Genomic DNA, 12,052 nt, shown 5'->3' on the forward strand with positions numbered 1-12,052 from the left:
GCCGCAGCATCCTTCGTCTCGCGCGCGCTTGCACGCCCCCCGCGCCATCGGCTCGTCCGCCTTGGGATTGGCGGCAGCGGCAGGTGGCTATGACGACAGCATGTCGAGCAACGTGCTGAAACTGATTGGTGCCATCGTGATGGGGCTCGCGATCGTCGCCTGCGGCGACGACGAGGACGACGAGCCGTTCAGTGACTCGCTGTCGCTGACCACCGACGAAGAGGTCCCGGTCTGCACCGCGGCGGGCGCCGACGCCATGGGCTCCGGGACCGTCACCATCGATCCCGACGACCTCAGCCTGCGCGTCGTGAACCTCGCCTACTCGGGCCTCTCGGGCGCCGCGACGGCGGGCCACATCCACTTCGGCGATCCCGGCGAGGCGGGCCCGGTGATCCTGCCGTTCGCCGACGTGACCAGCCCGATCGACGAGATCTTCACCGCCGAGGACTATCCCGCTGCGCCGCCCGAGGGCGCGCCCGCCGATTTCCCGGCGTTCCTCGACGCCGTGCGCGAGGGCCGCACCTACGTGAACATCCACACCGAAGCCTGCGCCCCCGGCGAGATTCGCGCGCAGATCGACTGACGCGCCCGGGCGCCGCGGCGATTCCGGAAAGTCGAGTGATTCTGCTGGTCAACTCGCGAGAATTGACCATTTCGAGCCTCTGGGCAGCGTTGTCGTGACCAGGTCGGTCGGCACAACGCTCCCCAGACCCGCCAAATGGCCATTTCGGGGCTCTGGGGACCGAAACTCGGGCGAATTCGCCATTTCGCCCGAATCGCGCCGGCACGCCGCGCGGCATCGCCGTTCCCCGTGACCGGCGCGTGCCGATCGCGCGCAACGGCCGCGAGCGGGCTCCGATGAGGGGGCCGTACGCAGCGGCGGGGGCGCCGCGCGACGGTTCGCACGGAGACACGACATGGCCAGCAAGCAGGTGATCGATCGGGAGCGCTCGAGCCGGACGGTGGTCGCGACGCTCGAGCGGTACGCGCCGGAGGCGGGGCAGGGCGTTCGCGCCGCGAGCAGCGAGCTGCTCGGGCGGCGCGAGGTGATGCCCGACATCGAGCTCGTGATCCGCATCGCGGCGCGCGCGCTCGAGCGCAGCACGTCGGAGCTCATCGACGCGGACCGCGCGCACGACCGCGAGATCAACGGCGACTCGCACGCCCGTGAGGAGCGCGATCGCGCGCATCGCGCGGTGTACGAGCTGGTGATCTCGGTCCGCGGGCTGGTGCAGGCGAGCTTCGGCGACGTCGCGCTCAAGACGCTGGGGCTCTGGGATCCCTCGCCGCCCGACCCGCAGGGCACGCTCACCTACGCGCGCAACCTCGCGGACGTGCTCGGCGACACCGCGGTGGCGCTCCCGGCGCCGCGCATCGAGCACGTGCGCTTCGACCGCGAGGGCCTCGCGATGGATCTCGTCACCAAGGTCGACGTGCTCCGCACCGCGATGGCGCTGGTCGCGCGCGAGGAGAGCGCGGCGAAGGGCACCCAGGCCCGCAAGGACGCGGCGATGGCGGCGTACGATCGGACGTTCCGCATCGCGGCGAACCTCGGCGTCGCGCTCTTCCAGCTCGGTGGGCTCGACGAGCTCGCCGATCGCATCAAGCCCTCGCCGCGCCGTCCCGGCATGCTCGACCAGCCGGGCGAGCCCGGTGGCGAGGAGCCAGGCGCGCCCTCGAGCGACGCCGCCTGATCTTCGTGGTGCGCGGCGCGCGGAGCTCCTTCCTCCGCGCGCCGCGCGTTCTCCCTCACGGCGCTCCGATCGCCTCGCCGACCTTCGCGAGCTCTTCGATCGACAGCGTCTCGCCGCGCCGCTTCGGGTCGATGCCCGCGGCGGCGAGCGCCTGCTCGGCGCGCTCGACGCCGACCGCCTGTCCGAGCGCGTTGCGCAGCGTCTTGCGGCGCGCCTGGAACGCAGCGCGCACGACGGTGCGGAACGACTCGGTCTCCTCGGCGCGCGGCACCTCGCGGGGAACGAGCATCACCACCGCGCTCTCGACCTTGGGCGGCGGATGGAACGAGCCCGCGGGCACCTTGAGCACGGGCTTCACGTCGAAGCGCGCCTGCACGAACACGGTGAGCGCGCCGTAGTCGTTGGTGTCGGGCTTCGCGATCAGTCGATCGCGCACTTCCTTCTGCACCATGATGACGGCGCGCGAGAGGCTCGCGGCGTGCTCGCAGAGGTTGCGCACGATGCCGCCGGTGATCGCGTACGGGAGATTCCCCGCGAGCGCGATGCGCTCCCCGCCCGCGAGCGCGGCGAGGTCGACCGCCGCGGCGTCGCCCTCGATCACCTCGAAGCGCTCGTTCGATCCCAGCTCGGCGCGCAGCACCGCGATCATCTCGCGGTCCTTCTCGACCGCGACGACCCGCGCGCCCGCGCCGAGCAGCGCGCCCGTGAGGGTGCCGAGCCCGGGGCCCAATTCGATCACCCGCTCGCCGTCGCGCGGCGCGATCGCGCGCACGATGCCGTCGACCACGTGACGCGAGACCAGGAAGTTCTGGGAGAACGCCTTCTTCGGCGCGAGCCCGTGCCGCGCCAGGACCTTGCGCGGGTCTTCCCACTGCGGCGCGCTGCTCACGCGCCCACCGCCACGCGTGCGCGTCCGCCGCGTCGGTTCGTCGCCTTCCACAGCAGCATCGCCGGTGCGTCGCTCGCCGCCGCGATCGTGAGCGCGACGCCCATCGGCGCGAGCAGCGCGCGCATCTCGTCGGCGCGGCGTCGCTCGCCGCGCGCGTAGACCTCGACGAGGTCCTTCTCGAGCGGGGTGCGGGGCGCGCTCGTGAAGCTCGGCCCGTCGGGCACCACGAACGTCACCTCGTGGCCGTGCAGGCGCAGCAGCTTCACCGCGGCGACGAGCGGCGCGGGATCGCCGAGCCCGTCGAGGTCGGTGATGACCGTGATCGACATCGGGCCGAAGCTCTTCTGCACCAGCTCGCGAAGGCTCGCCGCGAGCCCGGGGCCCTTCGAGCCGTCGCGGGGATCGGGCCGGTAGGGCAGGGGGATGCCGCGCACCCGGCAGAAGCGCCGCAGCATCGCGGTCGCGGGCGAGGACGCCACGACCGGCTCCTCCTTCGCCTCTTCGGCGGCGAGCGCCTTGCCGACGTGGCGCACCAGCAACGAGACGTTCCACGCGCCGCTGCCGGGGCGGCCCGAGGGCGCGACCGAGAAGTCGACGCCGTCCTGCTGCCGCACGTAGCGCCCGACGATCGCGCAGACCTCGTCGTCGTCGACGTCGGTGAGGTCCTGATCGACGACCTCGGTCGCCGCGAGCAGCGCGTCGAACACCCGCAGCACGTGCGCGGCTCCGTCGCGCGGCGCGACGTGCGCGAGGACACGACCGTCGACGGTGATCACGCCGAAGCGATCGCCGCTGGCGAGGGTGCGTCGGGCCTCGGCGGCGACCGCCTCGATCGCGTGGTCGAGCTTGCGCCGTCCGGGCTCACCGCCGCGCATCGTGCCGCTCGCGTCGAGCACCACGTAGCGCGTCTCCTGCACTTCCTGGTCGACCTCGCGCACCAGGAGCTTTCCGCGGCGCGCGCTGGGCTTCCACGCGATCGACTTGAAGGGATCGCCGGGACGCATCTCCCGCAGCTCGCGGAGCTCGGTGCCGCCGCCGTGGGGGGCGAGCAGCGCGGCGCCGCTGCGCTCGACCGGCAGACCGGGCATCACGCGCGCCTGGGTGGGCATCCGCGCCGCGGCCTGGGGCAGCACCTTGATGACGAGCGGGTTCGGGAAGTAGAGCGGCACCGCGAAGAGCCCGAGGGGCCCGTGGAGCGTGACCGCGAGCCCGTGGAGCACGACGCGGCCCACCGCGGGCGCGACGAAGCGGAACGTGAACTCGGTGCGCGCCGACGCCGCGAGCGCGAGCGAGTCGGCCTCGTCGTCGACCCGTGTCGCGCCGCCCGGCACGATCGGCTCGAGCGACGCGAGCAGCAGCGGCTCGAGCCCGCGATGGCGCATGAAGCAGCGCACGTCGAAGGGCGCGCCGGGAACGACCGCGCCGCCCCCCGCGCCGGGATCGCCGTGCCCGAGCCACCACGCGAACTCGAGGCGCTGCCGCCGCACCCGCCGTCCCACCGGCATCGTCGCCGCGAGCGCGGCCGCGAGCCCGATCATCCCGGTCGCGCCGATGACGGTCGCAGCGAGCGAGCCCGCGAGGGCGCCGACGACCAGGCACACCAGGACCGCGAAGAACACCGCGACCGCGGTGCGCGTGGGGATCGGGAGCACGAGGCGCTGACTGTAGCGCGCATGCGGCGCCCGATGCCGCGCCTAGAACCGAATGACCGCCTCGGCGCTGTCCCACTGGAACGCGAGCGCCATCCCGATCGACACGCCCACCGCCACGATCGAGATGCCGCTGATGAACAGCGGCAGGTCGAAGATCATCGCGCGCAAATATCCCGGTCGGCGTGACGCCGCGCGTCCGATCGCCGATTCCGCGAGCGCGAGCGAGTCGGCCTCGGCGTCGACGCGCCTCGCGCGGCCCGGCGCGCCGAGCACGAGGCAGGCGAGCACCGCGAAGAAGACGCGCAGGCGTGCACGTGGGGATCGGGAGCACGTACCCTCGCGGGCGTGGTGGACCGAAGGCCCTGGGGCACCGTGGAGCGCAGCGAGCACGGGCTGCGGATCACGCTGCGCTACGCGACGCGGCGCGACCCGGGCACGGGATTGATCGCGATCGCGGCAGCGATCGGCGGCGCGGTCGCGACGCCGTCGATCGGGGCGCTCGGGGTCGCGATCGCGATCGGCGCGCTCGCGGCGCTGGTGTGGACGGTGGTGCGGGCGCGACGCGTCGCGATCATCACGCTGGACGACGAGCTGCGCGCCGAGGCGCCGTGGGCGGCGGCGTTCGAGCCGATCCGCGTGATCGATCTCGCGCGCGTCGAGGCCGACGAGGACGTCGGGCTCGGGCATCGCGTGATCGCCATCCGGCGCGAGACCGCGTCGCCGCGGTTCCCGGTGGTGCCCTACCACCGCGCGCGCAGCGCGGTGGCGGACGTCACGCGGCTGCTCGCCGATCGGCTCGCGTTCGTTCAGCAGTCGCGGGTCGCGCCCCCTGCCGTCCCGGCGCCCGCGCGAGCGCCCTCGGCGGCGCCCGCCGCGGTCGTGGCGGCGCCGGCGATCGCCGCGGTGATGCCCGCGCCGGCCGTTGCGGTCACGCGCGCGGCGGCTGCCGCGACGCCCGCGCCGACCGTCACGACGCCGGCGGCGTCTGCGCCCGCGACGTCTGCGCCGACGCAGCCGGAGCCGGTGCCGCCCGGCGGTCTCGAGCGACTCGGGCCGGCGCTGCGCGCGATGATCGATCGCGGGCTGGCGGTGGAGGTCTCGACGCAGCGAGCCCACGAGTGGATCACGCACGTCTGCTTCCGGCCCACCGCGCACGGGCGCTACGAACGCTCCGTGTCGGCGACGTCGAACGACGGCAGCGGCTTCGGCGGCGTGCCCGAGGGGACGTCGTTCGTCGACGCGCCGCAGGTCGAGCGGGAGCTCGAGGAGGGCGATGCGGTGGTCGTGGTGCTCGACCGCGATCACGCGTTCGTCGCGCGCTGCTCGCGGTGCGCGCCGCTCGCGCAGGCGCTGGGCGCGCGGCCCGATCGCGTCTACGCGAACGGCGGGGTGTACCTGCGCGCGTCGGCGTGGAGCGAGCTGGCGCGCGCGTGGGGCGCCGAGCCGGAGGGCGCGCTGCTGCGTTGCCCGGAGTGCGGTCGTCATGCCGAGCGCGAAGCGCGCTGGCGATGGCAGCGAGCGGTGTTCGTCGCGGCCCGCGAGGACTCGCCGTCGTGAGCGGTCGGACGCGGCGACGGATCCTCAGAACCGCACACGCAGGTCGGATGCGTCGCCCAGGCACGCGAGCGACATCCCGACGAGCACGCCGACGCTCATCACGATCGTGCCGGTGACGACGAGGCTGGTCGCGAGGTTCCCGTCCTCGCCCGCCATCATCGCGCCGACGAACACCAGGCTGCCGACGTCGAGCCCGACGCCCAGCGTGATCCATCCCGCGGTGCGCGCGTCGCCGCGATCGTCGTAGCGCAGCTCGAGCTCGGCCGGCTGCGCGATGTCGAGCTCGCGGTACGAGGGATCGGGCGCGTCGTCGCGACGACCGAGGGTCAGCCGGTGCGCGCCCGGCGCGACGTCGAGATCGCACGGCGCGTCGCACACGCGCTCGAAGTCTCCGTCCTCCGGAGGCTCCCAGGCGCGCACCTCGCGCGTGACGCGATAGAGCACGAGCCCGCGCTCGCTCGACGTCACGCGCACCCGTGCCCGCGCGACACCCGGCGCGACCTCGCCGATCAGCGCGATCGGCGCGACCGGAACGCCCAGCGCGCGTGCTTCCTGCGCCGATGCGCGATTCGTCGCCGCGATCGAGATGATCGCGGCGATCACGACGCACGTCGCGATCGCCTTCGCCCCCATGACGGGCGCGAGCGTACTCGCGGTCCAGCTCGCGCGCGATCCCCACGTCGGGGGATGCGCGCTACGCGGAGCGGTGCGGCGTCTGCTCGAGCGCCTTCTGGATCAGCGCCTCGCGCTGGGTGCCTTCCATCTCGGCCTCGGGCGTGAGGACGAGACGATGCGCGAGCACCGGCACCGCGAGCGCCTTGATGTCGTCGGGGATGACGAAGGGGCGCCCCTGGATCAGCGCCCTCGCGCGCGCCGCCTGCACCAGCGCGAGCGAGGCGCGCGGCGAGGCGCCGAGGAAGACGCGCGCCTGCTGACGGGTCGCGGTCGAGAGGCGCACCACGTAGTCGAGGATCTCCTCCTCGACGTGCACCTGACCGACCATCTGCTGCATCGCGAGGATCTGCTCGGGCGCGAGCACCTGCTGGGGCTGGGGCGAGCCCTCGAGGAAGCGCCGGAGGATGCCGCGCTCGTCGCGCGCGCTCGGATAGCCGATCAGGAGCCGCACGAGGAAGCGATCGATCTGCGCCTCGGGCAGCGGGTAGGTGCCGGCCTGCTCCACCGGGTTCTGCGTCGCGAGCACGATGAACGGCGTCGGCAGCGGGCGGGTGTCGCCCTCGATCGTCGCCTGGTGCTCCTGCATCGCCTCGAGGAGCGCGCTCTGGGTCTTCGCGGGGGCGCGGTTGATCTCGTCGCCCAAGAGGACGTTCGTGAAGATCGGTCCTTCGCGGAGCTGGAACGTCCCCTCGCGCGGCGAGAAGACGTAGGTGCCGGTGATGTCGGCGGGCAGGAGATCCGGCGTGAACTGGATCCGCCGGAAGCCTGCGCCGAGCGTCGACGCGAACGCCTTGCAGAGCGTCGTCTTCGCGACGCCGGGCACGCCCTCGAGGAGGGCATGGCCCTTGGCGAGCAGCGTGATGAGCAAGAGCTCGGGCACGGTGCGCGGCCCGACGTAGACGCGCTGCACCTCGTCGACGACGGCGTGGGCGCGCTCCGCGACGTACGCGAGCGTCCGGGGCTCGATCGGCGCGCTCATCTTGTCAGTGTCTCCAGCGAGCACGGGGCATCATCCCAGGTTCCGCACCTTCTCGAGCAGCGCCTCGCCGGACGCCAGGATCTTCCGGAAGCGCGCCTCGGGCAGCGCGTCACCACGCGTACCGCGCTCCCACTCTTCGCGCAGCTCGGCGAGCTCGCCGAGCAACCTGCGTGCGCTCTCCACGTCGTCCGCTCGCATCCCTCTGGCCTTCATCCGGTTCGCGACGTCGTCGATCGACACCGGCGCGATCAGTCCGAGCCGCCGGTGCAGCTCGATCTCGAGCTCGAGCTTGTAGACCATCGCAGGGTCGCCGAGGTTCGCAGGTCGCTGCGAGAACCACTCGATGCGGCCCGCGAAGCCGCCGGGGACGCTCGGACGCGCGAACATCGCGGCGCCCGCGTACGGCGAGCTGCGAGGGAGCACGCCGGCGGCGAGCACCATCAGGATGCCGGCGATCGCGGCGGCCGCGATGCGCAGCGCGCTCTCGGGGAGCTCGACGTCGGCGAGCCGCTCGAGCATGGCGCGCACGTCGTGGAGCGGGCGATCCGCGCCTGGCTCGCCGTAGCGCCCGACCATCACCGCGCCCGGCGTGATGAGGAACACGCGCCCGCCGCGCTCGCCCTCGAGATATCCGACCAGGTTCTCGGCGAAGCGACGGTTGCCGCGCAGCTCGAGCATGTTGGCGATGAGCACGCTCGGATCCCCGATGGCGACGAGGCGGCCCGCCCCGACCGCGCCCGCGAGGACCACGGCGTCGCGCTCGCCGAACGAGAAGATCGGCTCGAGCTCCGGGTGGTAGACGACCATCGGGTGGTTCGTCACGAGCGCGGAGACGCCCTCGGTGAGCGGATGGCCGGCGCTGGGGCGCGCGACGAGGAGCTCTTCGTTGCCGCGCAGGCGCAGCGCGTCGGCGCGGTTCGGACGGCCGCGTCCGATGCGGAAGGTGCGCAGGAGCGTGTCGCCGCGCCCGAAGTCGTCGCCCAGCGCGATGCGCCCGCCGGCGCGCATGAAGTCGGTGAGGCTCGCGGCGGGGAGCTCGTCGTTCGGCGAGACGATGACGAGCGCGTCGGCGGGCTGGAGCGTGCCGACGTCGAGGCGCGCCGGGATCTCGAGGGTGACGCCGCGCTCGCGCGCGATCGCGACGAAGCGGCCGAGGCCGTTCCACGCGTCGCTCTCGGGCGCGAAGTCCGCGTCCTGCGCTCCCGCGCGCGCAGCGATCGCGACGAGCGCGAGCGCGAGCAGCGCGACGAGGGATGAGCGAGGGCGAGACGACACTGCGCGCGGAGAATAGCGAAGAACGGGGTCGGGGTCCGGGTTCGGGTCGCGGAGCCGGGCGGGCGCTGGAAATGGAGCGGGGAACGCGCCGCGCGGGAAAACGAAACGGCGGCGAGACCTCTCGGTCGCGCCGCCGTTTCCGGGATCGCGGGTGGGCGGGAATGCCCACCACGATCCGAATGTCGCTATCAGGCGAGGTCGATGATGATCACGCCTCGATCCGATTCCTCCGTCGCGGGCTTCTGCTCGCGACGACGACGAGGCTCGGGGAGCGGGAGCTGGATCACCGGCGCTTCCTGCGCCTCCTCCAGCTCACGCCTGCGGATCTGCTCGATGATGTAGGGGGGCAACATCGGCCAGCTCCTTCCTTCCCTGGGAGGGTCGGCCTCCCGTTCCGGGGGAACGGCGTTCTCCGCAAGCCGGCTGTCCGCCTCGCACAGAGCACCTGACGAGCGATGATAGCAACGCAGGTGCCAGTGTCTAGCTCCGTGCTTCCGATGCGTTTCCTCCCGGTCGCTCACGCCCGCGTGATGTCTCGCCACACGTCGCGTAGTTCACGAACGGAAAGAGGTCTTCCATCACTGAAAGATCCCGTCGTCTCTCGCGCGCGAAAGGCATAGGCCCGAGCGCCCGCGATCCCGAGCACCTCGCCGTGGACGTCCTCGGCCAGCGACGAGGACAGGAAGACCGCGAGCGGGGCGACGTGCCCGGGGCTCATCGACCCCTCGTGGATGCCCTGGAAGGTCGGGAGCTCCTCGGTCTGGCGGGTGCGCGCAGTCGGCGCGATCGCGTTCACACGAACGCGATGTTTGCGCAGCTCGAGCGCGGCGGATCGCGTGAGCGCGACGATCGCCGCCGACGCGGCGCCGATCGCGGACTGACCGCGCGCGCCGAAGAACGCGGACGGCCCGGTGCAGAGCACGATCGCGCCGCCCTCCTTGCGATCGACCATCACCTGGCCGGCCGCGCGCACGAGCGCGAACGTGCCCTTCACGTGCACGTCGAGCACGCGTGAGAGCAGCGCGTCGTCGGTCTTGAGCACCGAACGATCGGCGACGATCCCCGCGCACGAGATCAGCGCGTCGAGCCGGCCGAGCTCGCTGACCGCACGATCGACGATCGCGCTCGCGGCGCCCGGCGCGGAGACGTCGTGTGCGTCGGCGATCGCGGTGCCGCCCGCCCCGCGGATCTCCGCGACGACGGCGTCGGCGACGGTGGGGTCGGCGCCCTCACCGGCGAGGTCCGAGCCGAGGTCGTTGACGAGCACCTTCGCGCCTTCGGCCGCGCACGCGAGGGCGATCGCACGACCGATGCCGCGGCCTCCGCCGGTGACGACGACGACCTTTCCCGCGAGGACCGGGCCCTCGAGCTCCGACGACGACGAATCGCTCACGCGGCCGAAGCTAGCAGGCGCGCGTCAGCGGACGAGCGCGCTGCGCTGCAGCACGAACGCCTGCCCGGCAGTGAGCCGGTCGTTGCTCGCGGCGCCGACCACCGACCAGTGCATGAGGTTCGTGGTGTCGCCGTAGCGCGTGTCGCCGATCACGTCGGTCGCGCCGAAGGGCGCGCAGTCCGACGTCTGCCCGGGGCTGCAGGGATCGAGCTGCTCGGTCGTGTGATAGAGGCCGAGGAAGTGCCCGACCTCGTGGGCCATGATGTGGCCCGCGAGGCGTCCGTCGCCGACCATGCCCGAGTCGAACGTGACCACGACGCCGCTGTGCATCGTGCCGTGCACGCCCGGCGGGCCGGGGATGCCGCCCGCGATGCCGAGCACGCCGCCCCCGCCGCCGATGGAGCGCACGAAGAAGATCGCGACGCGCTGTCCGGTGCGCGGCGCGCTGAGGCGGAAGAGCCCGGCGAGCTCGCTGTTCGAGCCCTCGGTCGAGTCGATCACCTGGTAGCGCGTCGCGTCGGCGCCCGAGACGTCGTGGTACGCGACGTCGCCGAGCGTGATCGACGCGCGCGACATCACCTCGCGGAAGCGCGAGAGCGCGTTCTGCACACGCGAATTCGATCCCGCCTGCGACGCGGTCACGCCGACGCCGGCGAGGAACACGTCGAGATCGATCGTGCCCGACGAGACCGTTCCTCCGGGGGCGCGCTTCACGAGCGCGCTCACCCGGACGCGGGTGCGTCCGGTGTCACCTTCGGTGCGCTGCATCGCGATGACGCGCACGCGATGCGCGCCCGGCACGTAGGGCAGGCGCTCGCGCGTCGCGTTGGGCACGAGCATCGCGATCGCCTCTTCGGTGTCGAGCGGGAGCCAGCGATCGGGCGTGTCGCGGAGCTCGGCGATCTCGTCGAACGAGAAGATGCGGGTCTCGCGCGGATCGTGGACGTCGTAGAACGCGAGCGGGAGCGAATCACCCGAGACGGTGCGCGCGACGAGCGTGACGCTCACCGAGTCGGGCGGCGTCGCGAACGCGAGATCGGTCGTGCCCGCGCCGGCGGCGAGATCGTGCTCGCCGAGCTCGATCGTCGTGACGCCGGTGCCCGGCGCGTAGCCGCAGCCCTGGAACGTCGCGCCGCTCCAGGTCACGTCGCCGCAGCGCTGCCCGGTGAAGCAGTCGGTGGCATCGCCGCACGAGACGGTGCACTGGCCGCCGACGCAGGTGCGCGAGAGGCAGTCGTCGTCGTTCGTGCACGGGCGCGCGGGCTCGGCCCCGCCGGGCGCGGTGGGGACGCACGCGGTCTCGAGCCCGCCGCCGCGCGCGACCGGCGCGCAGAACGTGTCGAGGTCGACGCGATCGATGCAGTCGAAGAGCGTCTCGCACGGCGCGGTGCAGATGCCGCCGCGATCGGGCGGGAGGCAGAGGCCCGAGGCGCACTGGTCGTCCGTGGTGCACGCGGCGCCGTGGGGGAGCGTGCCGCCGGCGTCGTCGGGCGGCGTGGTGACGCACGTGCCGTCGACGCAGCGCCCGCCGGGGCAGTCGGGATCGCTGGTGCATCCGTTGGGCTGGCAGCGCCCCGCGACGCAGGTCGCGGCGGGACCGCAGGTGCTGGGATCGACGTCGCAGGTCGCGCGGCACGCGCCTCGCCAGCACTGGTAGCCGTCGCGGCAGTCGGAGGGCGCGTCGCACGCGAGAAGGCAGAGCGGCGGGCCGAGCTCGTTCGCGCAGATCGCGCCCTCGCCGCACGCGCCGTCCTCGCAGACGCGGGAGCAATAGCCTCCTGGGAACGTCGCGCCCGCCACGCACGCGAGGCCGTCGGCGCACTCACCGCACGCGGCGCCGTAGCCGGGTCCATCCGAATCGCACGCGATCACGAGGAGCGCGACGAGCGAGAGCGCGGTCACTGCGCTCGTACGCTTCCACTTCATTTGAGGCACGGT

Annotated in this window: 12 protein-coding genes; 3 read left to right on the plus strand and 9 right to left on the minus strand. The window is 73.1% G+C overall.

Annotated features, from left to right (window positions below; genetic code table 11):
* Positions 1 to 28 precede the first annotated feature (28 nt).
* Positions 29 to 583, plus strand: coding sequence for a CHRD domain-containing protein (locus tag I5071_RS04465; RefSeq protein WP_236604132.1), 555 nt, complete (start codon positions 29 to 31; stop codon positions 581 to 583).
* 334 nt (positions 584 to 917) lie between these two features.
* Positions 918 to 1,694, plus strand: a complete 777-nt coding sequence (locus I5071_RS04470; protein WP_236604133.1) for a hypothetical protein — start codon at positions 918 to 920, stop codon at positions 1,692 to 1,694.
* Between the two features lie 55 nt (positions 1,695 to 1,749).
* Here the strand turns inward: I5071_RS04470 and rsmA are convergent, their stop codons facing one another.
* From rsmA to I5071_RS04485, 3 genes are read right to left on the minus strand one after another with little or no spacing between them, the layout of a single operon-like run.
* Entirely contained in the window at positions 1,750 to 2,583 is an 834-nt protein-coding gene (rsmA, locus tag I5071_RS04475) for a 16S rRNA (adenine(1518)-N(6)/adenine(1519)-N(6))-dimethyltransferase RsmA (protein WP_236604134.1), read from the minus strand.
* A complete protein-coding gene (locus I5071_RS04480; protein ID WP_236604135.1) occupies positions 2,580 to 4,235 on the minus strand; it encodes a DUF58 domain-containing protein in 1,656 nt (551 codons plus the stop codon). The genes rsmA and I5071_RS04480 overlap by 4 nt, the downstream gene beginning before the upstream one ends.
* Before the next feature lie 42 nt (positions 4,236 to 4,277).
* Positions 4,278 to 4,508 (minus strand): hypothetical protein, encoded by a 231-nt coding sequence (locus I5071_RS04485; protein WP_236604136.1) that lies wholly within the window; start codon positions 4,506 to 4,508, stop codon positions 4,278 to 4,280.
* A gap of 75 nt (positions 4,509 to 4,583) precedes the next feature.
* On the opposite strand from I5071_RS04485, the gene I5071_RS04490 reads away from it, so the two are divergent.
* Complete coding sequence (locus I5071_RS04490; protein WP_236604137.1) at positions 4,584 to 5,792, plus strand: hypothetical protein; 1,209 nt, start codon at positions 4,584 to 4,586, stop codon at positions 5,790 to 5,792.
* Positions 5,793 to 5,816: 24 nt separating this feature from the next.
* Here the strand turns inward: I5071_RS04490 and I5071_RS04495 are convergent, their stop codons facing one another.
* From I5071_RS04495 to I5071_RS04520, 6 genes are all read right to left on the minus strand, one after another.
* Complete coding sequence (locus tag I5071_RS04495; RefSeq protein ID WP_236604138.1) at positions 5,817 to 6,425, minus strand: hypothetical protein; 609 nt, start codon at positions 6,423 to 6,425, stop codon at positions 5,817 to 5,819.
* A 61-nt stretch (positions 6,426 to 6,486) separates the two neighbouring features.
* On the minus strand, positions 6,487 to 7,446 hold the full coding sequence (locus I5071_RS04500; RefSeq protein ID WP_236604139.1) for an AAA family ATPase: 960 nt from the start codon (positions 7,444 to 7,446) through the stop codon (positions 6,487 to 6,489).
* Positions 7,447 to 7,476: 30 nt separating this feature from the next.
* Positions 7,477 to 8,721, minus strand: coding sequence for a DUF4350 domain-containing protein (locus I5071_RS04505; protein WP_236604140.1), 1,245 nt, complete (start codon positions 8,719 to 8,721; stop codon positions 7,477 to 7,479).
* A 188-nt stretch (positions 8,722 to 8,909) separates the two neighbouring features.
* On the minus strand, positions 8,910 to 9,074 hold the full coding sequence (locus I5071_RS04510) for a hypothetical protein (protein WP_236604141.1): 165 nt from the start codon (positions 9,072 to 9,074) through the stop codon (positions 8,910 to 8,912).
* 164 nt (positions 9,075 to 9,238) lie between these two features.
* Complete coding sequence (locus tag I5071_RS04515; protein WP_236604142.1) at positions 9,239 to 10,114, minus strand: SDR family NAD(P)-dependent oxidoreductase; 876 nt, start codon at positions 10,112 to 10,114, stop codon at positions 9,239 to 9,241.
* A 24-nt stretch (positions 10,115 to 10,138) separates the two neighbouring features.
* Positions 10,139 to 12,040, minus strand: a complete 1,902-nt coding sequence (locus I5071_RS04520; protein WP_236604143.1) for a hypothetical protein — start codon at positions 12,038 to 12,040, stop codon at positions 10,139 to 10,141.
* Positions 12,041 to 12,052: the final 12 nt, after the last annotated feature.

The sequence above is a fragment of the Sandaracinus amylolyticus genome, assembly GCF_021631985.1.
Classification (GTDB): domain Bacteria; phylum Myxococcota_A; class Polyangia; order Polyangiales; family Sandaracinaceae; genus Sandaracinus; species Sandaracinus amylolyticus_A.

What these genes read in the sequence shown, in the direction of transcription:
- I5071_RS04520 (WP_236604143.1), bottom strand. Translation starts at nt 12,040, where the DNA reads ATGAAGTGGAAGCGTACGAGCGCAGTGACCGCGCTCTCGCTCGTCGCG.
- I5071_RS04510 (WP_236604141.1), bottom strand. Translation starts at nt 9,074, where the DNA reads ATGTTGCCCCCCTACATCATCGAGCAGATCCGCAGGCGTGAGCTGGAG.
- I5071_RS04500 (WP_236604139.1), bottom strand. Translation starts at nt 7,446, where the DNA reads ATGAGCGCGCCGATCGAGCCCCGGACGCTCGCGTACGTCGCGGAGCGC.
- I5071_RS04495 (WP_236604138.1), bottom strand. Translation starts at nt 6,425, where the DNA reads ATGGGGGCGAAGGCGATCGCGACGTGCGTCGTGATCGCCGCGATCATC.
- I5071_RS04470 (WP_236604133.1), top strand. Translation starts at nt 918, where the DNA reads ATGGCCAGCAAGCAGGTGATCGATCGGGAGCGCTCGAGCCGGACGGTG.